We start from the raw sequence: 263 nt of genomic DNA on the forward strand, positions 1-263 counted from the left end.
GTGTAAAGACAACCAATCTTTTTTCATGTGTACCTGCTGCATGATCAAATGTCCCAGTACATGTGATTAAATTGAGATTCCGTGTAAAGGCGTACCCGAAAAAAGCATTTGGCTTCTCTTCACGCGGATAGCTTTGCACTTTGATGACTTCAAAGGTTCGCTTTTTTCCTGACGAAGACATCACGATCACCTTGTCTCCCTTTTTCAGCTCCTTTAGTCGATAAAAAACAGATGGCCCCCATTTATTATCAACATGACCATTC

General features: G+C 41.1%; 1 protein-coding gene. It reads right to left on the reverse strand.

Annotated elements, in window-relative coordinates:
• On the reverse strand, nucleotides 1-208 hold a 208-nt coding region (locus SB775_RS30570; RefSeq protein WP_410865016.1), incomplete at its 3' end, for a class F sortase.
• Nucleotides 209-263: the final 55 nt, after the last annotated feature.

Source organism: Peribacillus sp. SIMBA_075, from assembly GCF_046534585.1.